Below are 23905 nucleotides of genomic sequence, written 5' to 3' on the forward strand. Positions count from 1 at the left end.
TTGGCGAACAAGTTTGCCCCGGTGGCACCTCGGCCACACCTGGCGCTTGGGCTGGAACTTCCGCGCAGGCTTTGGCAGGATGCCCGCCCGCATGCCCAACGGAGCCACTCCTTCCGCTCAAGGCGCTCGCCTGACCTGCTGGTACAAACCAATTCCGGCCGGGTGCAGGGCTCGTGAAGGCGCCGTGCAGACTGGTCGCATGCGCATCGAACTGGCCACCGCCGCCGGCAGCCCGGAACGCCCGAACGAGGACTGGGCCGCCACCTCGCTTCCCGCTTCCGGCCAGGGTGGGGCACTGGTCGTGCTCGACGGGGTGACGCCACCCCGGGGCGACGACGGTTGTGCGCACTCGGTCGCCTGGTTCACCGCCCGGCTGGGCGGCTCGCTGATCGAACTGTCCGGTTCGCGGCGGGATCTGACCCTTCAGGAGATCCTGGAGACGTCCATCCGACGCACCGCCGACACGCACCGTTCCCTGTGTGACCTTTCTCACGTGCGTACACCTCAGGCGACGGTCGTCATGGCGCGCTGGGACGACCACGGGGTCGAGCATCTGGTGCTCTCCGACTCCGTACTCCTGTTCGAGTCGCACGACGGGAGCGTGCGCCCCCTGCTCGACGACCGGCTCGACCGCCTGCCGCCCGGTTCGCTGCGTACCGAGGCGCTCGCCGACTCCTTCCGGAACAAGGAGGGCGGCTTCTTCACCGCCGCCGCCGACCCTTCCGTGGCGGCCCGCGCGATCACCGGGCGCACCCCGCGCGATCGGGTGCGGGCGATCGCCGCGCTGACCGACGGGGCGTCCCGCTGGACCGAGATGTTCCACGAGGGCGACTGGGCGGACTGCCTCGGGGTTCTCCACAAGGACGGGACGCAGGGGCTGATCGACCGGGTCAGGGCTCTGGAGGACGCGGACACCGGGCGCAGGCACCTGCGCCGCAGCAAGACCCACGACGACGCGACGGCGGTCTACGCGGTGCTGTGACGGGCGCCCGCGCGGCGCCCCGGCGGCGGCCTGCGCGGCGCTGTGGCGGCGCACCAAAAGGCCGCACTCCGGCGCGAGTCAGCCCTCGGCGCGCGTCATCCCCCCAGCCCGCTCAGCCCTCGGCGCGCTCGTTCAAGTGGTGCAACAGCCGGGCCAGTTCGGCCACCTCGGCCCGGTCCCAGTCGTCGAGCTTGCGGACATAGCGCTCACGGCGGGCGTCGCGCACGCTGCGGTAGCGGGCCAGCCCCTCGGCGGTGAGGCGGACCAGGAAGGCGCGGCCGTCGGCCGGATCGGGTTCACGGGCCACCAGTCCGAGGTCTTCCAGGGCGCGCAGTTGACGGCTCATGGTCGCCTTGCCCACCCCGAAGTAGGCTGCCAGATCGGTGGCCCGCTGCTGCCCGGCCGACTCCAGCCGGACGAGCAGTCCGTACGCGGCGGCCTCCAGATCCGGATGGACCTCGCGAGCCATCTCGCCGGAATTGGACCGTGCCCGGCGCAGAAAGACGGCCAACTCCCGCTCCAGAGCGAGGAATGCGTGGTCCACACCACTTCCGCCGGTCGCGCCGGGTTCACTACCGCTTTCGCTCCCGTGCACGTCAACACCCCTCGTGAGCTTTCCTGTCGCTGAAAATTTCTTTCGCCGCTGGTCATCGCCGCAGCTCCGCCAGTATTTCGCAGGCGTAGACCAACGGCAGCTACCAGGCCCCCTTCCGCAGCACGGGTCTACGTGCGTAGCGTCAGTCCTGGCATGTTCACACCATTACATGCCGACAGGGGCGCGCTCCGCGTCCCCCTGGGATCAGCACGTCCCCCCACCACGTCCTCGGAGGCACTCCCATGCCGGTGCTCAGATCCACTTCCAAGACATCCCGCCGCTCCCGCTTCGCGGCGGCCGGGACCCTGCTCGCAGCCCTCTCGCTGCTCCTCACCCTGCCCGGCGCGGCGAGCGCCGCCGCCGGCCAGGACGCGACGGCCGCCAAGAAGCCCGCCCGCGGCACGGCCACGATGGGCATGGGTGTCATCGCCCATGACGGCCAGGACGGCATGCCGCGGGAAACCCTCGCCGTCCAGACCGAAGGCGTCGACGTCTCCGGCCACCAGGGCAACGTCGCCTGGTCGACGCTCTGGAACAGCGGGGTGAAGTGGGCCTACACCAAGGCCACCGAGGGCACGTACTACAAGAACGAGTACTTCGCCCAGCAGTACAACGGCTCCTACAACGTGGGCATGATCCGGGGCGCGTACCACTTCGCCACCCCGAACACCACGAGCGGCGCCACTCAGGCCAACTACTTCGTGGACAACGGGGGCGGCTGGTCGCGGGACGGCAAGACGCTGCCCGGCGTGCTCGACATCGAGTGGAACCCGTACGGCGACCAGTGCTTCGGCAAGACCGCGGCCGGCATGGTCTCGTGGATCCGCGACTTCGTGAACACGTACAAGGCGCGCACCGGACGCGACGCGGTCATCTACACCGCGACCAGCTGGTGGAAGACCTGCACCGGCAACAACGCGAGCTTCGGCACGACCAACCCGCTGTGGGTGGCCCGCTACGCCTCCACGGTCGGCGAACTCCCGGCCGGCTGGGGCTTCTACACGATGTGGCAGTACACCTCGTCCGGCCCCACGGTCGGCGACCACGACCGCTTCAACGGCGCCCTCGACCGCGTACAGGCCCTCGCCAACGGCTGAGTCCGCCCGCCGCGTCCTCGCGGCCCACCGCTTCACACCGCAGAGCCCCGGCTGGTCACCCGCCGGGGCTCTCGCCTGTCCCCCGCCCCCGCGACTTCACCCCTCGCGACCAGGGATTTCCGCCCTCCACCCCCGGAACGACCCCCTATAAACGCGCTGTATACACGCTATGTATAGTCCTTCTCTGCCGCACACCGTGCGCCGTGTCGAGCTGTTCAGCAACGGAGGAGTGACCCGCCTTGTCCATGAAGACGAAGTCGATCGGTACGGGGTTGGCCGCCGCCCTTGTGACGGCGCTCACCCTCACGCTGAGCGGGTGCTCCATGCAGACCACGGCTCCCGCCTCGGCGCGCGGCGACGCCGGCTCCGACGCCAAGGGCTCCTTCGGCCCGGTGGACTGCCGCAAGGCGAAGTGCATAGCGCTGACCTTCGACGCGGGACCGGGCGAGGACACCCCGCACCTGCTGGACATACTCAAGGAGAAGAAGGTGCACGCGACCTTCTTCCTGCTGGGCAAGAACCACGTCAAGAAGCACCCCGACACCGTGCGCAGGATCGCCGCCGAGGGACACGAGGTGGCCAACCACACCTGGACGCACCAGATCCTGACGGACCGCAAGCCGGCCGACATACGCGCCGAGCTGAAGAAGACTCAGGACGCGATAGCGGAGATAACCGGCAAGAAGCCGCGCCTGATGCGCCCGCCGCAGGGCCGCACCGACGACACCGTCTCGGACATCAGCAAGGACCTGGGGCTCTCCCAGATCCTGTGGAGCGCCACGGCGAAGGACTACTCCACGACCGACTCGGCGCTGATCAAGAAGCGCATCCTGGACCAGGCGAGCAAGGACGGCGTCATCCTGCTGCACGACATCTACAAGGGCACGGTGCCCGCGGTGCCGGGCATCATCGACGAGCTGAAGAAGCAGGGCTACACCTTCGTCACCGTCCCGCAGCTGATGGCGCCCGCCGAGCCGGTCCCGGGGACCATCTACCGCCCCTGAGCCGCAGCGGGACCCCGGCGCGCGGTGTCGCGGACGCGGAACGGCCCGCCCACCCGTTGCCGGGGAGGCGGGCCGTCCGTACCGGTCGCGTACGCGGTGCCACGTCCGTCACGCCGTGGCGATCACGCCGCGGCCGGGATCCTCTCCTCGGGCCTGGCCGCGGCGGCCGGGGCGAGGGCGATCTCCAGGACCTGGCGGACATCGGTCACCGGGTGGACCTCCAGCGTGTCCAGGACCTCGGCGGGGACATCGTCCAGGTCGGCCTCGTTCCGCTTCGGGATCACCACGGTGGTGATCCCGGCGCGGTGCGCGGCCAGCAGCTTCTGCTTCAGGCCGCCGATCGGCAGCACCCGGCCGGTCAGCGAGACCTCACCGGTCATCGCCACGTCCGTACGGACCAGCCGCCCGGAGAGCAGCGAGGCCAGCGCCGTCGTCATGGTGATGCCGGCGCTCGGGCCGTCCTTCGGGACCGCGCCCGCCGGGAAGTGGATGTGCACGCCGCGGTCCTTCAGGTCCGCGACCGGCAGCTCCAGCTCCGCGCCGTACGACCGCAGGAAGCTCAGCGCGATCTGCGCGGACTCCTTCATGACGTCGCCGAGCTGGCCGGTGAGGGTCAGTCCGGACGCCCCGGTCTCCGGGTCGGCCAGCGACGCCTCCACGAACAGCACGTCGCCGCCCGCGCCGGTCACCGCGAGTCCGGTGGCCACGCCGGGCACCGAGGTACGGCGCTCGGCCGGGTCCTGGGCGGACTCGGGCACATGGTGCGGCCGCCCGATCAGAGCACGCAGATCCGCCTCGGTGACCGTGAACGGCAGCTCCCGGTCGCCCAGTTCGTGCTGGGCCGCGACCTTGCGGAGCAGCCGGGCGACGGCCCGTTCCAGGTTCCGTACGCCCGCCTCGCGGGTGTACTCGCCGGCCAGTTTGCGCAGCGCGGACTCGTCGAGCGTCACCTCGTCCTTCTCCAGGCCGGCCCGCTCCAGCTGGCGCGGGAGCAGGTAGTCCCGGGCGATGACGACCTTCTCGTCCTCGGTGTAGCCGTCGAGCCTGACCAGCTCCATGCGGTCGAGCAGGGCCTCCGGGATGGCTTCGAGCACATTGGCCGTGGCCAGGAAGACGACGTCGCTGAGGTCGAGCTCGACCTCCAGGTAATGGTCGCGGAAGGTGTGGTTCTGCGCCGGGTCGAGGACTTCGAGGAGGGCGGCGGCCGGGTCGCCCCGGAAGTCGGATCCCACCTTGTCGATCTCGTCGAGCAGGACGACCGGGTTCATCGAGCCGGCCTCCTTGATGGCCCGCACGATGCGTCCCGGCAGGGCGCCCACGTACGTACGCCGGTGGCCCCGGATCTCCGCCTCGTCCCGCACACCGCCGAGGGCGACACGGACGAACTTGCGGCCCATGGCGTGCGCGACGGACTCGCCGAGCGAGGTCTTGCCCACGCCCGGAGGCCCCACCAGCGCCAGCACGGCACCGCCGCGCCGCCCGCCGACCACGCCGAGCCCCCGGTCGGAGCGCCGCTTGCGGACGGCCAGGTACTCGGTGATGCGCTCCTTCACGTCCTGGAGCCCCGCATGCTCGGCGTCGAGCACCTGCTGCGCGCCCCGGATGTCGTACGCGTCCTCGGTCCGTTCGTTCCACGGCAGTTCGAGGACGGTGTCGAGCCAGGTCCTGATCCAGGAGCCCTCCGGGCTCTGGTCGGAGGAGCGCTCCAGCTTGTCGACCTCCTTGAGCGCGGCCTCGCGGACATGCTCGGGAAGGTCGGCGGCCTCGACGCGGGCCCGGTAGTCGTCGGACTCGTCCTCCGGATCACCGTTGAGTTCGGAGAGCTCCTTGCGGACGGCTTCGAGCTGGCGCCGCAGCAGGAATTCACGCTGCTGCTTGTCGACGCCCTCCTGGACGTCCTTGGCGATGGACTCGGCGATGTCCTGCTCGGCGAGGTGTTCGCCGAGCCACTGGATGGCGAGCTTCAGCCGGGCGACCGGGTCCGTGGTCTCCAGGAGCTGCACCTTCTGGGCGGTGGTGAGGAAGGGCGAGTATCCGGAATTGTCGGCGAGCGCGGAGATGTCCTCGATCTGCTGGACCCGGTCCACGACCTGCCAGGCGCCGCGCTTCTTCAGCCAGCTGGTGGCGAGCGCCTTGTACTCCTTGACCAGCTCGGCGGCGGCTCCGGGGAGCGGATCGGGGACGATCGCGTCGACCCGGGTCCCCTCCACCCAGAGCGCCCCGCCCGGCCCACTGGTCCCGGCCCCGATCCGCACCCGGCCCCGGCCGCGGATGAGCGCGCCCGGATCCCCGTCCGAAAGCCGTCCGACCTGCTCGACGGTGCCGATGACACCGGTACCGGTGTACGTACCGTCGATCCGCGGCACCAGGAGCACCTCGGGCTTGCCGCCACCGTCACGGGCCGCGGCCTGCGCGGCCTCCACGGCAGCACGTACATCGGTGTCGGACAGGTCCAGAGGCACCACCATCCCGGGCAGCACGACCTCGTCGTCGAGCGGCAGCACGGGCAGGGCGAGCGGAGTGACCGCATCGGAATCGGTAGCCATGATCTCCCCTTCGGCAGTCAAGTTGAGCTATGCAGACTCAATGCTCCTGAGCCGTTCATTGTTCCCCGGGGCGTGTTCGCTGTGAGCGATCGCGCGGATGCTGTCCCGTAGCGGTGAACCGTGCGGGTTCCGGCCCGGCCGCACGAAATCTGCGAGCCGCAGGTCATCAGGCACCCCGCGCGCGGGCTCGGCCCGGGAAGGACACTGTTGCCCTGTGCAGGTGAGCCCTGCGAGGTGCGGGGCTGCTGTGCGAATGATCTCGGGGCATGCGGCTGAAGCCTGCGAGATCCTGGACGTGCGCCCTGTCGGTCCGTCCTCCGGCGACCCGGCGGATGCAGGGTGCGGGCTCGCGTCGGACGCGTTCACCCGTGCCCGTGCAGATCTGCCCTGCGAGTGACAGGTCGCCCATGGAACGCTCCGATGCCGCGCCCCCTTCCGGTGGCCGACCGGATCGGCCAGGCGCTCATGCGTGATCCACGCAGGGGCGATCGGTCGACCGAGGCCCGCCGTCCTCCTCGCTCACCGCGCCCGCAGCTGATCGTGCAGAGCTCGGGCCACATGCGCCATCGCGGCCTCCGCCGTCGGCTGGACGGCTGCCGGCACGGTGGATTCCGTCAGGGCCGCGATGGCGTACTTCGAGCCGTCCTCGTGTTCGACCACCCCGATCTCGTGGCGCAGATTGAGCAGTGTGCCGGTCTTGGACGACCACCGTGAGGCATCCGAGCTGAAGTAGGGGGTGAGCCGGTGCCGGATGACGTTCTCGCCCATGAGCGAGCGCACCTGCGCGGCGACGGCGACCGGGATACGCGCGGGAAGCCATAGGGCCTGGAGGAGGTCGACACAGGCCCGGGCGGTCCCGGAGTTCGCGCGGCTGACGTCCAGTTGAGGAATCGGGTGCCCATGCCCCGCGGTGCGGGAGCCGATCGCCAGTGAGTGGGCGAGATGGGCCTCGCGGGGCTCGAAACGCCGCGCAGGGGTCCGGGTGAGCTCGCGCATCGTGTGGCGGACGGTGATACCGGTGCAACCGGCGTCCACCAGCACGTGGTTGACCTCGGCGGGTGGGACGAGGCCGAAGAGGGCGTCCGCCGCGGCATTGTCGCTGAGCGCCGTGCTGAGGTAGAGCAGGTCCTCGACGGCGATCCGGGCCGGGTGGTGGAACCTGCTCAGTCCCACCTGACCTGCCGATGCGATGAGCCCGGGCGGCAGGTCGATCACGTCGGCTCCGTCGATCCGCCCGTCCTGGATACGCTCCAGCACGGCTACCGCGAGCGGTACTTTGACCAGCGATGCGATCGGTAACTCGACATCCGGGCTGATGCCGAGTTCATCACCGGTGGCCAGGTCCCGGACCAGGAACGAGCCGGACAGTCCCGCGTCCTTGAGCATGGCCCGCAGCTCCCGGATGACCCGTTGGACGTTCATGGCCGCTCCTGCCCATCGGCCGGCACACCCAGGCAGCGCGCGATCGGCTCCCGGAGCCCTTCGCCCACGCGTCGTGCGTCGTCGCCGCTGCCGGCGCGCAGGTGGTACCCGCGGGCGACGGGCGTACCTGCCAGCGCACGCCAGTACAGGTCCAGTTCGTCCGCCTGCGTGGCCGAGCAGAGCAACAGGGCCCCGGTACACAGGGTTTCGGACACAGCCGCGGTCAGCGAGGCCGCGACCGTTATCTGCGCGGGCAGGAGGGCGGCGCGGTGGCCGAGCTGTTCCAGACGGTCCCGGATGTGGGGCAGGTCGTCCTCCGGTTGGATCCAGATCCGCTGGAACGGGCGCTGTGGTTGACGGGGACGCAGCGTCTCGATGTGCAGTGGCCGGGTATCGGTGCCGAGGGCGGTGGCCACTCCGAGGGGGACGGCCCAGGTGGCCCCGTGCGGGGGGACGGCGACCAGCGCGAGGCGTACCTCGCGGGGGTTGAGCAGCTCTACGCGCGCGGCAGGGCCCGCAGCCCGGAAGCCGAGGACCGTGCCCAGGTCGCGGGCAGCCGCGTCAAGTGGCCCAGCTGACGGCCTATCTGCGCGGACTCGGAGACGCCGTCAGCCGCATGGACCAGTACGAGCCCGAGCTGAACGAGGACCGCCCGCAGGACCCACGCGACACCACCACTCCCCGGGCGATCGCCGACGATTACCACAAGCTCGTGCTTGGCGACGCACTGACGGCCGACAAACGCGCGCTGCTCAAGGACTGGCTCCGACGCAACGCCGCCGCCGTCGGCGCCGAACGTCCGGGCCGGGCTTCCCCACGGGTGGCCGGTGGCTGACAAGACCGGAACCGGCAACTACGGCAGGGCCAACGACATCGCCGTCATCTGGCCGCCCCGCACCGCCCCGCTCGTGGTGGCCGTCATGACCGACCGACCCGGATACCGCACCCCGCCCAAGAACTCCCTGATCGCCGAAGCCACATCGCAGATCGTCTCCGATCTCACCTGACCCGCTTCCTCACCCGGAGCTCGTCACATGGACATGTGCGGCTCTTCCCGTTCTGCAGCACATGAGGCGGGACCATCCGGTCAACGGCCCTGTTGCAGCTCCGCCGAAAGCCGGACGGCGGGGACCGGGAGGCCGAGCGGTTGTACGAGACGGTGACCGAGGCCGCGTTCGCCGTGGCCACGACGGAACGGGACCGGGTCACACAGCCGTGCGCCTTATGTGCAGATGACCATCGAGAGGGTAAGAAGGCGGCGCGGACGGCAGGATCCTGTCGAACGCGTAGCCGCTTTTCTCGGCAACGCGGCAGGACGCCAGGTTGTCCACCTGATGGAGAAGTTCGAGGCTTTCCAGGCCATCGGCCCGGAAAGTGTCGAGAGACCAGGCGGTGAGAACCTCCAGGGCGCGGGGAGCCACGCCCTGCCCGCGAGCCCATGCCGCCGTCCAGTAGCCGACCTCGGCGGAGGGCTTGCCGGAAGCCACTTCCTTGAGCACCACGTTGCCCACCAACCGCGGCGGCGCCGCGTCCGAGGCCGCTTCAAGGACGGCAAAGCCGAACCGGTCACCCGCTGCCCATCCCCGCTCATGCGTCTGCACCCATCGCAGGCCGTCGGCCTCACTGTCCATCGGAGAGCTCGCCCAACGACGCAGATCGGGATCCTTGTGGGCCTCGACCAGTGCAGCAATGTCTTCCACGGACCAGGGGCGAAGGACAAGAGCCGGAGCAGTCGGCGTCGCGGCAGCCCGGAGCACGAAGGAGGCGTTCACCGGCCGATCATACAAAGCAGCGCTCGCACCCGGGGGCGGCCGCGACCGGCCCGCTGGTGAAGTTGCTGTTCGTCAGGGCGATCGCCGCATCGAAGGTGGCAGGACGGGCGTGGTCACCGTCCCGGGAGAGCCGACCGCGCAGCAGGTAGGCCTCGTGTCCGACCGCCCCGAGGTCGTCCTGGTTCACCACCAGGTCAGCCGCACCGCCTGAAGCTCCAGGACCTTCATCAGCTCGATTCAGCTGCATCTGAGCTGATTGCCGCTGAGCGGCTTCGGCCCTTGACCTGTTCCCACTCGTTCCAGGCCATCATGCGCTCCCATTCGACCAGTTCTCGTTGTGTGGTGCGGCGTTCGGCGGCGATGGCTGCTGCGTGCAGTGGGTCTGGCTCGATCCGTACGGGGGCGGTGCTGCAGCAACCGGTGTCGGCAGCGCTGTGCGGCGGCGGTTACGTACAGGCTGTGCCTCACCGAACCCCGCGGCGCCCAACCGGCCACGCACGGACGACTTCCCCATGTCAGACGCTGTCGCCCCGCCCTCCCGTGCGATATGCAAACCCCTCCCCCCTTCAGCCCATGGCCGGACAGGCATTCCATTTGATCGGGGATCGCTGATCTAAGCGGCAATACCTGCACATCGCCTTGATATTCGGCCAACTTCGGATCACGTGGGCCGGCGGCCGTCGCCCGTACGCTGGATTCTCACGCGCGAAGGGCAGGAGACCGAGGTGGCCGGGACGACGACGGTGGCGCAGGTCATGGACGAGCTCGCCGAGCTCGATGACCCGAAGGCGCGCAAGGTGAACGAGAAGCGCGGCGACGATCACGGGGTGAACCTCGGCAAGCTGCGCGCGCTCGCGAAGCGGCTCGGGACTCAGCAGGAGCTCGCGGGCGGGCTCTGGGCGACGGGCGACACCGCGGCGAGGCTCCTGGCGATCCTGGTCTGCCGCCCGAAGGCGTTCGGGCGCGAGGAGCTGGACGCCATGGTGCGCGAGGCGCGCGCCCCCAAGGTGCACGACTGGCTCGTCAACTACGCGGTGAAGAAGAGCCCGCACGCCGAGGAGCTGCGCCTGGCCTGGGCCGCCGACCCGGATCCGGTGGTCGCGAGTGCCGGCTGGGCGCTGACCACCGAGCGGGTGGCGAAGAAGCCCGAGGGTCTCGACATCGCGGGGCTGCTCGATGTCATCGAGGCGGAGATGAAGGACGCCCCGGACCGTCTGCAGTGGGCGATGAACCACTGTCTGGCGCAGATCGGGATCGAGCACGCCGAGTACCGCGCCCGCGCGATCGGCATCGGCGAGCGCCTGGAAGTGCTCAAGGACTACCCGACTCCCCCTAACTGCACGTCCCCGTTCGCGCCGGTCTGGATCGCCGAGCTGGTGCGCCGCCGACAGCAGCAGGAGAGCTGAGGGGGTGCTCCGTGGCCCTCGGCGGGCGCGAAAATCGTTCGGCCCGTCGCACGAGTGCGGGCACAGTGCCCCCATGGACGACGACAGCGGTGGCCGGGGGCTGAACCGGGCCGGGACGATCCGGCGGGAGGGCTCGCTGAGCCGGGTGCCCGCGGCGTTCGCCCCCGTGGTGGCGGCGGCCCGGTCCCGGATCACCGGGGCGTTCGACGGCACGCGGCTGCACAGCGCGTACGTCTACGGCAGCATTCCGCGCGGCACGGCCGTTCCCGGTGTCTCCGATCTGGATCTGCTGCTGGTTCTGCGTACCCGGCCGACCGGGGCCGACGAGGCCGCGGCCCGTGCCGTCGAAGCCGGTCTGGACGCCGACTTCGGGCAGATCGACGGCGTGGGTGCCCTCCTGACCAGTACCGACAGCGTCACCAGCGAGCTCGAACGGCACGATCTCGGCTTCTTCCTCGCCTGTCTCTGCACCCCGCTGCTGGGTGAGGACCTCGCCGGGCGGCTGCCGCGCTACCGCCCGACCCCGCTGCTCGCCCGCGAGACCAACGGGGACCTGGTGCTGGCTCTGCCCCGCTGGCGGCGCAGGGCCGCCGAGGCGGCCACGGACGCCGAACGCCGCAGCCTCTGCCGCGGGGCCGCCCGCCGGATCGTCCGGTCCGGCTTCACCCTGGTGATGCCGCGGTGGCGCGGCTGGACCAGCGACCTGGCCGAGTCCGCCGAGGTGTTCGCCCGCTACTACCCGGGCCGTCCGGAGCGGATCGAGCAGATGCGGCTGGCCGCCCGCGTCGGCCGCAGCCCCTCCGCCGACCCTGCCGTCCTCACCACGCTCATCGAGGACCTCGCGCCCTGGCTGGCGGCCGAGTATCTCGCGGTGCACGGCGAGAAGGCACCGCGCCCCTGATCACCTCGCCCCGCTCCGCCACCCCCCTGCTCACCGCGTCCCTGACCGCACCGGCCCGGCGCAGCAGCGGCCAGCAGGCCACGCCGAGCAGCAGCGCCAGTGGATGGCCCCAGTCGGTGAGCGGGTTGCTCAGCTCGACCAGATCGCTCGCCAGCATCACGCCCAGTCCGCCGAGCACCAGCGTCCGGAGCAGCGGGGTGAACAGCCCGGTGAGCGCGCCCACGCTCGCCATCAGCCCGAAGCTGATGCCGTAGTCGAGACGGTGCAGCGACGACTCCGGCAGATGCCCGACGACCACGGAGATCGCGACCGGGATCTCCGTGGCGAGCGTCGCCACGACATGGCCGAGCACGAACACCGCGGCGGTCCGCCACCCTCCGATGCGGCGTTCCAGCGCGGTCAGTACGAGCGCGAGGACGAAGACCACCGGGGAGCCGAGCCCGCCGACGGCCCACAGGGCGCTGGCGGTCAGGACGAGCAGCGGGGTCTCCCGGAGGTGCGCGACGTCCGTGCTCGATTCGCGCAGCACGGCGGCGACGGTGGCGGGATCGGCGAACTCCATGAAGAGGGACGTGCCGACCAGCACCAGCAGATACCCGGAGGTGAACGGGGTACCGGTGGGTGTCGGCAGCAGCCGCAGCCATCGGCGGGCCCCGCTGTGCGGAGGCGGGGACGGCGGCGGGGCGGCCGGGCCGGGCTGGCGCGGGACGGCGTCGAGCAGCGGAGCCGCGAAGGGTTCTTCGCGGACCGCCCGGTCCGTACGCTGATGCACCGCGCGAGGCCCCTTTCCCTGACAAGCCCCCCGAAGCAACGCCCTACCCTCTGTGATCATCCCCCGCGCCGTCCATGGCGTGAGCCACACACGCCGCCCGTGAACCGGTCGGGGCGCGTCGCCCGATAGAAGAGGTGTGAAGCTGTTGCGCCCCTCGGGGGAGGACCCGGACGACGACGACGCCCTGCTGCGTGCCGTCGCGAAGGGCGATACGCAGGCCCTGGCGACGCTCTACGACCGGCACGCCGGCTGGCTGCTGGCCCGGCTGAGCAGACGGTGCACGGATGCCGAGACCGTACGGGAGGTCCTCCAGGACACCTTCGTGACGGTCTGGCGCTCCGCCGCGTCGCACCGCGGGGCCAGGGTCGGCGGCTGGCTGTGGGTGATCGCCTCGCGCCGGCTGGTGGACGCCCAGCGGGCCCGTGCCCGTACCGATCTCGCCGACCGGGCGGAGCGGACCGGGAACAACGAGTGGGCGGCCACCGCGCCGTCCGCCGAGGAGCGGGTGCTCGCCGGGCTGGAGTACGGGGATGTGGGCGCCGCGCTCGACCGGATCTCGCCCGAGCTGCGCGAGGTCCTGCGCGCCACCGTCATCGACGGGCTGACGACCCGCGAGACGGCCCGGCTCCTCGGCATACCCGAGGGCACGGTCAAGACCCGGGCGATGCGTGCCAGACGCGAACTGCGGGCCGCGCTGGAGCTGCCGGCCCCGGCGGCCCGGCCGCTGGGAGGAACGGCATGACCACGATGGGAGGTGACGGCATGCCCCACTGGCACGTGAGCGAGGAGCTGGCCGGGCGGTACGCCGCCGGTTCGGTGCCGGAGACGGACGCCTGGTCCGTGGAGAAGCACGTGGAGGCTTGCGGGGGGTGCGCTGCCCGGCTCTCGGCGGCGGTACGGGCACGGCCGGAGGCGGGGGCGGCACTGGACGCGGTACGCGCGGGGGTGCTGGCCGCGGTGGTGGCGGAAGGGGTCTCGGAGGAAGAGGTCTCGGCTGAAGGGGCGTCCCCGAGGGAGCCTGCCCGCGGAGTCCGGCGGCGCTCCCCCGGGGCCGCCACCCGCGCCGGGCGGCTGCTGTGGGCCGCCGGGCCCGCGCTGCGCGGGCCATGGCTGCTGGCGCTGGTGCTGGTGGCCGTCGGGGCCGTCGCGCTGGCGTACGGGGCGGGGGCCGGGGCCGGTGAGGCCGTCCGCCCGCTGCTCCTCGTCGTCGCGCCGGTGCTGCCGCTCGCCGGGGTGGCCCTCTCCTACGGCCGGCACGCGGACCCGATGCACGAGATCACCGCCGCCACCCCGTCCGGCGGGGTGCGGCTGCTGCTGACCAGGACCGCCGCGGTGCTCGCCGTGAGCATCCCGGCGCTCACCCTCGCCGGGGCGGCGCTGCCGGCCTCCGCCGGACGGCCCGGCGCGGCGGCCTGGCTGCTGCCCGGACTCGCGATGACGCTGGCGGCGCTCGCCCTCGGTTCGTACGTCGGCTGCCGCACCGGTGCCACGTCCGTCGCCGTGGCCTGGGCGGCCGCCGTCGTCCTGCCCGCCTTCGCCGCGTCGCCCCCGGCCTCCGTCGCCGCGGCGGCCTCGGCCGCCCGGTACTTCGCGGGCCCCGCCGCACAGGCCGGCTGGGCGGCGGGCGCGCTGGTGTGCGCCGCGCTGCTCGCCGTACGCCGTAGATCCTTCGACCATCTGGAGACGTTGTGAGCGTGAACGCATGAGCGGCACCGAGGCCGTGAACACGGTCGAGGTCAGGGCACTGACCGTCCGGCACCGCAGGACGACCGCGCTCGACGCCGTCGACCTGGACTTCGCGCCCGGTGTGCACGGGCTGCTCGGGCCGAACGGGGCGGGCAAGACCTCGCTGATCCGGGTGCTCGCCACCGTCGCCGCGCCCTCCGGCGGCCGGGTGGAGCTGCTCGGCAGCGAGGTCGGCGCCGGGTCGGACCACCGCAGCCGGGCGGCGGTCCGGCGCAGGCTCGGCTATCTGCCGCAGGAGTTCGGCTACTACCCGGGCTTCACGGTCCGCGAGTTCGTCTCGTACGTGGCCTGGCTCAAGGAGATGGACGCGGCGGCGGTCCCGGAGGCGGTGGAACGCGCGGTGGACCGGGTGGGGCTGACGGACCGGATCGACGCCCGGGTGAAGACCCTGTCGGGCGGCATGGTGCGGCGCGTCGGCATCGCCCAGGCGATCGTCAACGATCCGGACCTGCTGCTGCTCGACGAGCCGACCGCCGGCCTGGACCCGGAGCAGCGGGTCGAATTCCGGGCGCTGATACGGGAGCTGGGCCGCACCACCACCGTGATCGTCTCGACCCACCTGGTCGAGGACGTCGCCGCCGCCTGCACCGATGTCACGCTGATCGAGTCGGGCCGGATCGCGTACCGGGGCACGACACGGGAGCTGACGGAGCTCGGCGACGCCGGGGACGGCGGAGCGGAGCGGCCGGACGGAAACCCGATCGAGCGCGGCTACACCGCCGCGCTGCGGGCGCACCGGGCGGCGGTGGCGAGCCGATGACCGCATCCGCAGCATCCGGGAAGACCACGGCCGGGAAGCCCCCGGCCCACACCGCCCTGCGCATCGAACTCCGGCGCGGGATCGCCCCCTGGACGGGGCTCGCCGTCGCCGTCACCCTCCTCGTTCCGCTCTGGAGCAAGGCGGCACAGTGGCAGGGCAGCTGGGGCGAGACACAGTCCCAGCTGCACGCGGCGGCGGCGCTGCTCGGCGGCCCGCTCGTCGCCGCGGCCGCCTGCTGGCAAGGCGGCCGGGAGCACCGCCGGCGCACCGCCGAACTGCTGCTCTCGGTGCCGCGCAGCCGGTTGGCGCAGGTGACGACGGCCGCGACGCCGATCGCGCTGTGGGCGGCGGCCGGGTACCTGCTAGCGCTGGCCGTGGTGTTCGCGGCGACGGCTCCGTACACCGGGGCGGGCGCCCCGTCCCTCTCGGTCGTCGTCACGGACCTCGGGATCCTGCTGTCCATCGGCTTCGTCGGCTTCGTGGCCGGGCGGCTGGTGCGGTGGCGGCTGACCGCCCCGGTGCTCGCGGTCGTGCTGTACCTGCTCCTGGGGGCCCCGGGCTACATGGAGGCGGATGCCCGGTTCCTGAGCCCCGGCGAGGAGTACGCGCTGTCGTCGTGGGTCCCGGTGTGGTGGTTCGCGCCGGTCCTGCTGGCCTGGACGGGCGGCATCGCCGCCACCGTGCTGCTGGCGTACGCGGCACGGCGGCGCCTGCCGGCCGTCGTACCGCTCGCGCTGGCGGTAGCGGCCGGAGCGGTGATCGTGCACACGGGCGCCGGCCTGTTCCGGGACGACCCGAACGCGACGCGCAAGGTCTGCTCGGCACCGGAACCCGGCGTGCCTCAGCTCTGCGTGAAGGCGCCCGACGCCCCGGCGCTGCCCAGCGTGTCCGCTGCCCTGGCCGGCATGTTCTCGCGCCTGGAGGGCGTACCGGGCGCACCGGTCAGGTACGTGGATTCCGGGTTCGACCCGAAGGACGGCGAAGCCGCTCTCGGCTCGGCGACGCGCGGCTGGAACCTCACCCGGAACGAGCTGACCGACCCTCAGGCGTATGCCTCGAACACCGCCCTGAGCCTGGTGGACCGCGACTGTCCGGACGGCATGAGGACGAGCGACCGCAAGCCGGCCGACCGGGTGCAGTTCACGGACGACGCCGTACGCGCCTGGCTGGCCGGCGACGACTCCACCTGGGACCCGGAGGCCCGCCCCCTCGTCGCCCGCCTCGATGCCATGCCCGAAGCCGACCGCAGGGCCTGGCTCGGCCGCTTCCTGGCCACGCTGGAGAGCTGCACGGCCGCGGAGGTGCCTGCCCTGTGAGCTCTCAGCCGGCCCGTGCCGCTCTCCCCCTCCTCTACATCCGCTCCCGCGCCCTCCCCCTCACCGCCACCACCCTGACGTGCATCACGCTCGTCGCGGCATGGGCCGCCCACTGGCTGCAGAGCCGGCCGTACTTCGACCACACCGCCCGCGTCCCGGTCGTCGTGCTGGCCCCGCTGCTCGCCTCCGCCGCGATCGGCACCAGCCTGCACTCGCACAGCGACGAGCTGGACCGGACCGCCGTGGGCCGGTGGTGGCCGCGCCGGCTGCTGCATCTGCTGGTGCTGACCGCCGTGACGGCGGGGGCGCTCGCGGCAGCCGTCCCGGGTCACCCTGAGGAGTTCGGCGTACCGGCCATGGTGCGCAACGTGCTCGGTGCGACGGGGGTGGCCGCGGCCTCCGTCGCGCTGCTCGGTGCCCGGCTGAGCTGGCTGCCGATGACGGTCTACGGCGGCGCCGTCTACCTGGCGGCGCCCCGCACCCCGGGCGGCGCGGCGGCGGTGTGGGCCTGGCCCATGCAGCCGGGTCCGCAGGGTGCGGCGTGGGCGGTGGCCGTGACGGCGTACGTGGCCGGGGCGGCGCTCCTCGCGGTGCGCGGCGCACGCCCGGAGCGCGGGTAATCGCCGTCGCCCTCCCGGCACGCGGGGCGGATCCGGCAATCCACTGGCCCCGGGCCGCGCCGACCGGACAGGATGGCGGGGAACCCGCCCGCCATCCACCGGAGACCCGCGCCATGCCCGACACGTACCACTCCGACACCCTCGCCCCCGTCACGCTCGACCGCCGCGAAGGCCCGTACGGCGAGGTCGTGCTGCGGAGGCGGGGTGACGACTTCGAGATCATCGCCAACGGGTGCTTCCTGATGGACACCTCGGACGGGCGCTCCGAGCGGCTGCTGATCGACGCGGCGCTGGCCGCGCTGCCGACCGGCCGGACCGCTCCGTCGGTGCTCATCGGCGGTCTCGGCGTCGGTTTCTCGCTCGTCCGGGCCGCCGCCGAGCCGAGGTGGGGGCGGATCGTCGTGGCCGAGCGGGAGCAGGCGATCGTGGACTGGCATCTTCAGGGGCCGCTGGCCGCGATCTCCGGTGCGGCGCTCGCCGATCCGCGGACCGGGATCCTGACGACGGATCTCGTCGAGTACCTGCGTACGACTACGGACCGTTACGACGCCCTGTGTCTGGACATCGACAACGGGCCGGACTGGACCGTCACCGAGGACAACACGAGCCTGTACTCCCCCGCCGGTCTGGCGGACTGCCGGGAGCGGCTGACGCCGGGCGGCGTTCTCGCAGTGTGGTCCGCACAGCCGTCCGCCGACTTCGAACAGGCCCTGCGGAATGCCGGATTCGATGGGGTAAGAACCGAAGAGGTAAGCGTTGCCCGAGGTGTGCCCGACGTGGTGCATCTCGCACTTCGGACAGGCTGAGACCCCCCACCGGGTATCCCCGGCCCCCGGAAGTCCGGGGGCCAAGTGCCACAAGACCGACACTCCGCCACCTCTTCGCGTCCGAGGCGTTACACCCTGCGTAGCCGAGAGGAGTCCGCTGCCTTTACGCTGCTGACCGGTAACGGGATCACCGACGAAATCCACAAGCGAAGACCGTGCGTCCGGGGGAATGGCCCCCGCGAGAACGGGCAGGGGCGGGGCGATGGAACAGACACACACCACCCACAACGGTGTCGCGGCCACCCCGGGCGCGCAGCGCCGGGTGCTGGTGGTCGAGGACGACGCCACGATCGTCGATGCCATTTCCGCCCGGCTGCGGGCCGAGGGCTTTCTGGTGCAGACGGCACTCGACGGTCCCGCGGCGGTGGACGCGGCCGAGGCGTGGCAGCCCGATCTGATGGTGCTCGACATCATGCTTCCCGGCTTCGACGGCCTGGAGGTCTGCCGCCGTGTGCAGGCCCAGCGGCCGGTGCCGGTGCTGATGCTGACCGCCAGGGACGACGAGACGGACATGCTGGTCGGCCTCGGGGTCGGCGCCGACGACTACATGACCAAGCCGTTCTCGATGCGCGAGCTGGCGGCGCGGGTCCATGTCCTGCTGCGCCGGGTCGAGCGCGCGGCGCTGGCCGCGGTGACGCCGCGCAGCGGGATACTGCGCCTCGGCGAGCTGGAGATCGATCACGCGCAGCGCCGGGTCCGGGTCCGCGCCGACGACGTCCACCTCACGCCGACCGAGTTCGACCTGCTGGTCTGTCTGGCCAATACTCCGCGCGCGGTGCTCTCCCGGGAGCAGCTGCTGGCGGAGGTCTGGGACTGGGCGGACGCCTCCGGCACCCGTACGGTCGACAGCCACATCAAGGCGCTGCGCCGGAAGATCGGCGCGGAGCGGATCCGTACCGTGCACGGTGTCGGTTACGCCCTGGAGACGCCGGCTCCATGACCCGGCCCGGTTCCGGACTGCGTCCCTTCTCGGTCAAGGCCAAGATGAGCACGCTCGTCGTGGTCTCGGTGTTCATCACCACCGGGCTGCTGATGGTGGCCGTGCGCACCAGGACCGAGTTGCGGTTCATCACGGTGTTCTCGGTGATCGCGACCCTGCTCATAACCCAGTTCGTGGCGCACGGTCTGACCTCGCCGCTGGACGAGATGACCACGGTGGCCCGGTCGATATCGCACGGCGACTACACCAGACGGGTGAGCGGCGCCGACCGGCGCGACGAACTCGGCGACCTGGCCCAGACGATCAACCGCATGGCGGACGATCTGGAGGCCGTGGACCGGCACCGCAAGGAGCTGGTCGCCAATGTCTCGCACGAACTGCGAACACCCATCGCGGCGCTGAGAGCCGTGCTGGAGAACGTCGTGGACGGGGTGTCCACCGCCGATCCCGAGACGATGCGCACGGCGCTGAAGCAGACCGAGCGGCTCGGCAGGCTGGTGGAGACGCTGCTGGACCTGTCCCGGCTGGACAACGGGGTGGTCACGCTCAAGGCCCGCCGTTTCGAGGTGTGGCCGTATCTGTCGGGCGTGCTGAAGGAGGCGAACCTCGCCGCGGGGCACCGCCGGCTGCCGTCCGGTTCCGGGAACCACACCCGCAAGGACGTCCATCTGCACCTGGACGTGTCGCCGCCGGAGCTGACCGCGCACGCGGACGCGGAGCGACTGCACCAGGTGGTGGCCAATCTGATCGACAACGCCGTCAAGCACAGCCCGCCGCACGGCCGGGTCACCGTGCTGGCCCGGCGCGGGGCCGCCCCGGAGTCCCTGACCCTCGAAGTCATGGACGAGGGTCCCGGCATTCCGGAGTCCGAGCGGCACCGGGTCTTCGAGCGCTTCAACCGCGGCGAGGTGCCCTCCCCGCACGGTCCGGGCAGCGACGGCGGCACGGGCCTCGGGCTGGCGATCGCCCGCTGGGCGGTGGATCTGCACGGCGGACGCATCGGCGTGGCCGAATCCGTTCGCGGCTGCCGCATTCAGGTCACTCTTCCGGGGATCCCTCAGCAGCGAGGTTGACATAGGGTTCGAACCGGAAGGGCGCGTTCTGCGTGTTCCGTTCAAGGGGTGCGGTCCAGGGGGCCGTAGCCGCGGTCCCACGTACCCAAAAAGCAGCGGAACCGTGCTTGTTTCCCGCCAATTCCCGTACCGAAACCCGCCTTCCGATGTGACTTGCGCGACGAAGACCGGCCCGGCCTGCGTGGAACGGCCGGGGAGGCGTAGCCTTGATTTCCGCTGTCCATCACCTTGTGAAGCGGAAGAGGGCGGTTGCCGCCGTGTCGTCTCAGTCCCCCAGTAACTCGAGCATCTCGACCGACCAAGCCAGCCCGGGTTCGAACCCGGCCGCTGCTTTCGGGCCCAATGAGTGGCTCGTCGACGAGATCTACCAGCAGTACCTCCAGGATCCCAATTCGGTCGATCGCGCCTGGTGGGACTTCTTCGCCGACTACAAGCCGGGTACGTCCGGCACGGCGGACAAGCCCGTTCCCGGCGTCCCGGCCGCAGCGGCCGCGGTGACCCCGGCCGCGCCGCCCGCGCCCGCGCCGGCCACCCCGGCCGCACCCGCTCCGGCCCCCGCGGCCCCGGCCCCCGCACAGGCCGCCCCCGCCGCTGCTCCGGCAGCCCCGGCGAAGGCCGCCCCGGCTCCGGCCGCGAAGGCCGCCGAGCCCGCCCCGGCCAAGGCCGCGCCGGCCACCGAGGCCCCGGCCGGACCCGAGTACGTCACTCTGCGTGGCCCCTCGGCCGCCGTCGCGAAGAACATGAACGCCTCGCTGGAGCTGCCGACGGCCACGTCCGTCCGCGCCGTCCCGGTGAAGCTGCTCTTCGACAACCGCATCGTCATCAACAACCACCTCAAGCGCGCCCGGGGCGGGAAGATCTCCTTCACGCACCTCATCGGGTACGCGATGGTGCAGGCCCTCAAGGCCATGCCGGCGATGAACCACTCCTTCGCGGTGAAGGACGGCAAGCCGACCCTGGTCAAGCCGGACCACGTCAACCTCGGTCTGGCCATCGACCTGGTGAAGCCGAACGGCGACCGCCAGCTGGTCGTCGCGGCCATCAAGAAGGCCGAGACGCTCAACTTCTTCGAGTTCTGGCAGGCCTACGAGGACATCGTCCGCCGCGCCCGCAACGGCAAGCTCGGCATGGACGACTTCACCGGCGTCACCGCCTCGCTGACCAACCCCGGCGGCATCGGCACCGTCCACTCCGTGCCCCGCCTGATGCCCGGTCAGGGTCTCATCATGGGCGTCGGCGCGATGGACTACCCGGCAGAGTTCCAGGGCACCTCCCAGGACACCCTGAACAAGCTGGGCATCTCCAAGGTCATGACGCTGACCTCGACGTACGACCACCGGGTCATCCAGGGCGCCGCCTCCGGCGAGTTCCTGCGGATCGTCGCCCAGCTGCTGCTCGGCGAGAACGAGTTCTACGACGAGATCTTCAAGTCGCTGCGCATCCCGTACGAGCCGGTCCGCTGGCTGACGGACATCGACGCCTCGCACGACAGCGACGTCACCAAGGCCGCGCGGGTCTTCGAGCTGATCCACTCCTACCGGGTCCGCGGCCACGTCATGGCCGACACCGACCCGCTGGAGTACCGCCAGCGCAAGCACCCCGACCTGGACATCACCGAGCACGGCCTCACCCTGTGGGACCTGGAGCGGGACTTCGCGGTCGGCGGTTTCGCCGGCAAGTCGATGATGAAGCTCCGCGACATCCTCGGTGTGCTGCGCGAGTCGTACTGCCGCACCACCGGCATCGAGTTCATGCACATCCAGGACCCGAAGCAGCGCAAGTGGCTCCAGGACCGGGTGGAGCGCCCGCGCGCCCAGCAGCCCGAGCGCGAGGAGCAGCTGCGGATCCTGCGCCGGCTGAACGCCGCCGAGGCGTTCGAGACGTTCCTGCAGACCAAGTACGTCGGCCAGAAGCGGTTCTCGCTGGAGGGCGGCGAGTCCGTCATCCCGCTGCTCGACGCGGTCATCGACTCCGCCGCCGAGGCCCGCCTCGACGAGGTCGTCATCGGCATGGCCCACCGCGGCCGGCTCAACGTCCTCGCCAACATCGTGGGCAAGTCGTACGCCCAGATCTTCCGCGAGTTCGAGGGCAACCTCGACCCCCGGTCGATGCACGGCTCCGGCGACGTCAAGTACCACCTGGGCGCCGAGGGCACCTTCACCGGTCTGGACGGCGAGCAGATCAAGGTCTCGCTGGCCGCCAACCCCTCGCACCTGGAGGCGGTCGACCCGGTCCTGGAGGGCATCGCCCGCGCCAAGCAGGACATCATCAACAAGGGCGGCACGGACTTCACCGTCCTGCCCATCGCGCTCCACGGCGACGCGGCCTTCGCGGGCCAGGGCGTCGTCGCCGAGACGCTCAACATGTCGCAGCTGCGCGGCTACCGCACCGGCGGCACCGTGCACGTGGTGATCAACAACCAGGTCGGCTTCACCGCCGCCCCGGAGTCCTCGCGCTCCTCGATGTACGCCACCGACGTGGCGCGCATGATCGAGGCGCCGATCATCCACGTCAACGGCGACGACCCCGAGGCCGTCGTCCGGGTCGCGCGGCTCGCCTTCGAGTTCCGCCAGGCGTTCAACAAGGACGTCGTGATCGACCTCATCTGCTACCGCCGCCGCGGTCACAACGAGGGCGACAACCCGGAGTTCACCAACCCGCAGATGTACACCCTGATCGACAAGAAGCGCTCGGTGCGCAAGCTCTACACCGAGTCCCTCATCGGTCGCGGCGACATCACGCTGGAAGAGGCCGAGCAGGCGCTCCAGGACTTCCAGGGCCAGCTGGAGAAGGTCTTCGCCGAGGTCCGCGAGGCCACCTCGCTGCCGGCCCCGGCGCACACCCCCGAGGTCCAGCCGGAGTTCCCGGTCGCCGTGACCACCGCGATCTCCCCGGAGTTCGTCAAGGTCATCGCGGAGTCCCAGGTCAACATCCCCGACCGGATCACCGTCCACCCCCGCCTGATGCCGCAGATGCAGCGCCGCGCGGCCTCGGTGGAGAACGGCACGATCGACTGGGGCATGGGCGAGACCCTGGCCATCGGTTCGCTGCTGATGGAGGGCACCCCGGTCCGGCTCGCCGGCCAGGACACCCGCCGCGGCACCTTCGGCCAGCGCCACGCGGTCCTCGTCGACCAGGTGACCGGCGAGGACTACACCCCGCTGCTCTACCTCTCCGACGACCAGGCCCGTTACAACGTCTACGACTCGCTGCTCAGCGAGTACGCGGCGATGGGCTTCGAGTACGGCTACTCGCTGGCCCGCCCGGAGTCGCTGGTCGTCTGGGAGGCCCAGTTCGGTGACTTCGTCAACGGCGCGCAGACCGTCGTCGACGAGTTCATCTCCTCGGCCGAGCAGAAGTGGGGCCAGACCTCCGGCGTCACGCTGCTGCTGCCGCACGGCTACGAGGGCCAGGGCCCGGACCACTCGTCCGCCCGCCCGGAGCGTTTCCTCACGCTGTGCGCGCAGAACAACATGACGGTCGCCATGCCGACCCTGCCGTCGAACTACTTCCACCTCCTGCGGTGGCAGGTGCACAACCCGCACCACAAGCCGCTGATCGTCTTCACCCCGAAGTCGATGCTCCGCCTCAAGGCGGCCGCGTCGAAGGTGGAGGAGTTCACCACCGGCGGCTTCCGCCCGGTGATCGGCGACGACTCGGTGAACCCGGCCGAGGTCCGCAAGGTCGTCTTCTGCGCCGGCAAGGTCTACTACGACCTGGAGGCCGAGCGTACGAAGCGCGGCGCCACGGACGCTGAGGCTGCCAACACGGCGATTATCCGTCTGGAGCGCCTGTACCCGCTGCCGGGTGCCGAGATCCAGGCCGAGATCGCCAAGTACCCGAACGCCGAGAAGTACCTCTGGACCCAGGAGGAGCCGGCCAACCAGGGCGCCTGGCCGTTCATCGCCCTGAACCTGATCGACCACCTGGACCTGGCCGTCGGCGCCGACGTCCCGCACGGTGAGCGCCTGCGCCGCATCTCGCGTCCGCACAGCTCGTCCCCGGCGGTCGGCTCGGCCAAGCGCCACCAGGCCGAGCAGGCCCAGCTGGTCGCCGAGGTCTTCGAGGCCTGACCCGCTGCCGTACGAACCGAGGGGCCCGGCCCCGCGACTTGCTCGCGGGGCCG

At 71.3% G+C, this 23905-nt stretch carries 21 protein-coding genes and 2 pseudogenes; 16 read left to right on the top strand and 7 right to left on the bottom strand.

The window, feature by feature from the left end:
- Nucleotides 1–199: 199 nt before the first annotated feature.
- The gene (locus OG842_RS12780) at nt 200–982 is read left to right on the top strand and encodes a protein phosphatase 2C domain-containing protein (RefSeq protein ID WP_266729724.1); all 783 of its coding nucleotides are present in this window, start codon (nt 200–202) and stop codon (nt 980–982) included.
- A gap of 112 nt (nt 983–1094) precedes the next feature.
- Here the strand turns inward: OG842_RS12780 and OG842_RS12785 are convergent, their stop codons facing one another.
- On the bottom strand, nt 1095–1577 hold the full coding sequence (locus OG842_RS12785; protein WP_266729725.1) for a MarR family winged helix-turn-helix transcriptional regulator: 483 nt from the start codon (nt 1575–1577) through the stop codon (nt 1095–1097).
- A gap of 242 nt (nt 1578–1819) precedes the next feature.
- On the opposite strand from OG842_RS12785, the gene OG842_RS12790 reads away from it, so the two are divergent.
- Entirely contained in the window at nt 1820–2674 is an 855-nt protein-coding gene (locus OG842_RS12790; protein WP_266729726.1) for a lysozyme, read from the top strand.
- Nucleotides 2675–2919: 245 nt separating this feature from the next.
- A complete protein-coding gene (locus OG842_RS12795; RefSeq protein WP_266733555.1) occupies nt 2920–3678 on the top strand; it encodes a polysaccharide deacetylase family protein in 759 nt (252 codons plus the stop codon).
- Between the two features lie 122 nt (nt 3679–3800).
- Here the strand turns inward: OG842_RS12795 and lon are convergent, their stop codons facing one another.
- The 3 genes from lon to OG842_RS12810 all read right to left on the bottom strand — a co-directional run bounded on the left by lon (nt 3801) and on the right by OG842_RS12810 (nt 8062).
- On the bottom strand, nt 3801–6224 hold the full coding sequence (gene lon, locus OG842_RS12800) for an endopeptidase La (protein WP_266729727.1): 2424 nt from the start codon (nt 6222–6224) through the stop codon (nt 3801–3803).
- Nucleotides 6225–6743: 519 nt separating this feature from the next.
- Nucleotides 6744–7646 carry a serine hydrolase gene (locus tag OG842_RS12805; protein ID WP_266729728.1) on the bottom strand — a complete coding sequence of 301 codons (903 nt, stop codon included), beginning with the start codon at nt 7644–7646 and terminating at the stop codon, nt 6744–6746.
- Nucleotides 7643–8062 (bottom strand): hypothetical protein, encoded by a 420-nt coding sequence (locus OG842_RS12810; protein WP_266729729.1) that lies wholly within the window; start codon nt 8060–8062, stop codon nt 7643–7645. The genes OG842_RS12805 and OG842_RS12810 overlap by 4 nt, the downstream gene beginning before the upstream one ends.
- Nucleotides 8063–8089: 27 nt before the next feature.
- Between OG842_RS12810 and OG842_RS12815 the strand changes: the two genes are divergently transcribed.
- Nucleotides 8090–8224: a hypothetical protein gene (locus OG842_RS12815; protein ID WP_266729730.1), complete on the top strand. Its 135-nt coding sequence runs from the start codon at nt 8090–8092 to the stop codon at nt 8222–8224.
- Nucleotides 8188–8653: pseudogene (locus tag OG842_RS45195) on the top strand (serine hydrolase); the annotation flags it as partial. The gene OG842_RS12815 and the pseudogene OG842_RS45195, both read left to right, overlap by 37 nt.
- A gap of 198 nt (nt 8654–8851) precedes the next feature.
- Here the strand turns inward: OG842_RS45195 and OG842_RS12830 are convergent.
- Together OG842_RS12830 and OG842_RS12835 are read right to left on the bottom strand one after the other, a co-directional pair.
- Nucleotides 8852–9418, bottom strand: coding sequence for a GNAT family N-acetyltransferase (locus tag OG842_RS12830; RefSeq protein ID WP_266729733.1), 567 nt, complete (start codon nt 9416–9418; stop codon nt 8852–8854).
- 49 nt (nt 9419–9467) lie between these two features.
- Nucleotides 9468–9665: pseudogene (locus OG842_RS12835) on the bottom strand (hypothetical protein); the annotation flags it as partial.
- A gap of 508 nt (nt 9666–10173) precedes the next feature.
- Between OG842_RS12835 and OG842_RS12840 the strand changes: the two are divergent.
- Nucleotides 10174–10824, top strand: a complete 651-nt coding sequence (locus OG842_RS12840; protein ID WP_443064059.1) for a DNA alkylation repair protein — start codon at nt 10174–10176, stop codon at nt 10822–10824.
- Between the two features lie 73 nt (nt 10825–10897).
- On the top strand, nt 10898–11725 hold the full coding sequence (locus tag OG842_RS12845; protein ID WP_266729735.1) for a nucleotidyltransferase: 828 nt from the start codon (nt 10898–10900) through the stop codon (nt 11723–11725).
- Here the strand turns inward: OG842_RS12845 and OG842_RS12850 are convergent.
- Nucleotides 11652–12497 carry a rhomboid-like protein gene (locus OG842_RS12850; RefSeq protein WP_266729736.1) on the bottom strand — a complete coding sequence of 282 codons (846 nt, stop codon included), beginning with the start codon at nt 12495–12497 and terminating at the stop codon, nt 11652–11654. The genes OG842_RS12845 and OG842_RS12850 overlap by 74 nt on opposite strands.
- 136 nt (nt 12498–12633) lie before the next feature.
- Here OG842_RS12850 and OG842_RS12855 point away from each other — a divergent pair, with 136 nt between their 5' ends.
- The 9 genes from OG842_RS12855 (at nt 12634) to OG842_RS12895 (ending at nt 23852) form a co-directional block, all read left to right on the top strand.
- Entirely contained in the window at nt 12634–13239 is a 606-nt protein-coding gene (locus tag OG842_RS12855) for an RNA polymerase sigma factor (protein WP_266729737.1), read from the top strand.
- Nucleotides 13236–14189, top strand: a complete 954-nt coding sequence (locus tag OG842_RS12860) for a zf-HC2 domain-containing protein (protein WP_266729738.1) — start codon at nt 13236–13238, stop codon at nt 14187–14189. The genes OG842_RS12855 and OG842_RS12860 overlap by 4 nt, the downstream gene beginning before the upstream one ends.
- A gap of 10 nt (nt 14190–14199) precedes the next feature.
- Complete coding sequence (locus OG842_RS12865) at nt 14200–15003, top strand: ABC transporter ATP-binding protein (RefSeq protein ID WP_266729739.1); 804 nt, start codon at nt 14200–14202, stop codon at nt 15001–15003.
- Nucleotides 15000–16319, top strand: coding sequence for a hypothetical protein (locus tag OG842_RS12870; RefSeq protein WP_266729740.1), 1320 nt, complete (start codon nt 15000–15002; stop codon nt 16317–16319). The genes OG842_RS12865 and OG842_RS12870 overlap by 4 nt, the downstream gene beginning before the upstream one ends.
- Entirely contained in the window at nt 16316–16939 is a 624-nt protein-coding gene (locus OG842_RS12875; RefSeq protein WP_266729741.1) for a hypothetical protein, read from the top strand. Before OG842_RS12870 ends, OG842_RS12875 begins: the two co-directional genes overlap by 4 nt.
- Before the next feature lie 113 nt (nt 16940–17052).
- Nucleotides 17053–17745, top strand: coding sequence for a spermidine synthase (locus tag OG842_RS12880; protein ID WP_266729742.1), 693 nt, complete (start codon nt 17053–17055; stop codon nt 17743–17745).
- A 223-nt stretch (nt 17746–17968) separates the two neighbouring features.
- Nucleotides 17969–18706, top strand: a complete 738-nt coding sequence (locus tag OG842_RS12885) for a response regulator transcription factor (protein WP_014154105.1) — start codon at nt 17969–17971, stop codon at nt 18704–18706.
- The gene (locus tag OG842_RS12890) at nt 18703–19779 is read left to right on the top strand and encodes a HAMP domain-containing sensor histidine kinase (protein WP_266729743.1); all 1077 of its coding nucleotides are present in this window, start codon (nt 18703–18705) and stop codon (nt 19777–19779) included. The genes OG842_RS12885 and OG842_RS12890 overlap by 4 nt, the downstream gene beginning before the upstream one ends.
- 257 nt (nt 19780–20036) lie before the next feature.
- Nucleotides 20037–23852, top strand: a complete 3816-nt coding sequence (locus tag OG842_RS12895; RefSeq protein WP_266729744.1) for a multifunctional oxoglutarate decarboxylase/oxoglutarate dehydrogenase thiamine pyrophosphate-binding subunit/dihydrolipoyllysine-residue succinyltransferase subunit — start codon at nt 20037–20039, stop codon at nt 23850–23852.
- The last annotated feature ends 53 nt before the right edge of the window (nt 23853–23905 follow it).

It is taken from the genome of Streptomyces sp. NBC_00376, from assembly GCF_036077095.1.
In the GTDB taxonomy this organism is placed as follows: domain Bacteria; phylum Actinomycetota; class Actinomycetes; order Streptomycetales; family Streptomycetaceae; genus Streptomyces.